Genomic DNA, 1,229 nt, shown 5'->3' on the forward strand with positions numbered 1-1,229 from the left:
AGTAGGGTCGGGGACTGGCGCGGTGGCTGACGCTCCGTTTCCAGTCCCCGCCGCTTCAAACCGTGCATGCAGTTCTCCCGCACACGGCTTTCCGACATCGTTCACCGGCTGGCATGCGCCGTCGCCCTGCGCACATTTCCGGTAAGACGGTAGACACCGAGCCGAGTGATCCACCCGTACGTAAATCGGGTGGCCCAGTTCCTGCCCGCGAGTCTGTGTTTCGCGCTGGCGAAAATCGCCAGCCGCTCGTGGACGTAGCCATCAACTACGTTGAACTTCCGCCCGGAGTTCCCGTTGCGGAAGTACGCAGCCCAGCCCCGCAGCACGGGGTTGAGATCGGCTACCACAGCGGATACTGGCCGTTCAGTCTTCGAACGAGCGGTCGCCGCGCGGACTTTGTCCCGCAGCACCCGCATCGCTCTGGCCGAAGGCCAGCGTTGCAAGTAGTACTTGCCCCGCCATTTCCACGACTCCATCTTCCGGTGGTGGAAGCCAAGGAAATCGAAGCCCTGTCCGCCTCCGGTGAGGCAGATGATGCCGGTCTTCTCCGGGTGCAAGCGCATCCCGAGCTGTTCCAGCACTCGCGCCGCCAATTCACGGGCCTGTTCAGCCCGTTGTGCGGTCGGCGACAGGACCACGAAATCATCGCAGTACCTCACCAGTGTCCCCAGCCGGCGGCCTTCGCTCTGCCACGCCTCATCGAGAACGTGCAGCGCGATATTCGCCAGCAACGGGGAAATCGGTGAGCCCTGTGGGGTTCCTGCCCCGGTCGGGGATGTCACCCCGCCCTCCAGAACTCCCATCCACAGCCAGGCCCGGATCAGCTTCAGCATCGACCGGTCCACCACACGCCGTGCCACCTGGGCCATCAGCGCCTCATGGTCGATCGTGCCGAAGCAGTCCCGGATGTCGGCCTCGAACACCCACTCCCGCCGCTGGTTCGCCGCGACGCGCACGGCTTCGCACGCGTCGATCGCGGACCGTTTCGGCCGAAATCCGTAGCTCGCCTCGGTGAACTGGGCTTCGAATACTGGTTCCAGGACCAGTTTCGCGGCCGTCATCACCACCCGGTCCGCCACGGTGGGGATCGAAAGCGGCCGGAGCTCGCCCGGCCGCCCCGGTTTGGGAATCTGGACCCGTCGCAGCACCGACGGACGATACGTATGCGTCCGTAGTCTCTGCGAAAGGTCCTGGAGGAATGCATTCACCCCCGAGGTTTCCACCGCCTC

General features: G+C 64.8%; 1 protein-coding gene. It reads right to left on the reverse strand.

All coding sequences use genetic code 11. The features are described from left to right. Positions 1 to 101: 101 nt before the first annotated feature. A partial coding sequence (gene ltrA, locus O3W51_RS48125) for a group II intron reverse transcriptase/maturase (protein WP_269290430.1) occupies positions 102 to 1,229 on the reverse strand: 1,128 nt, incomplete at its 5' end.

Source organism: Streptomyces sp. H39-C1, from assembly GCF_027158125.1.
Taxonomy (GTDB): Bacteria; Actinomycetota; Actinomycetes; order Streptomycetales; family Streptomycetaceae; genus Actinacidiphila; species Actinacidiphila fildesensis.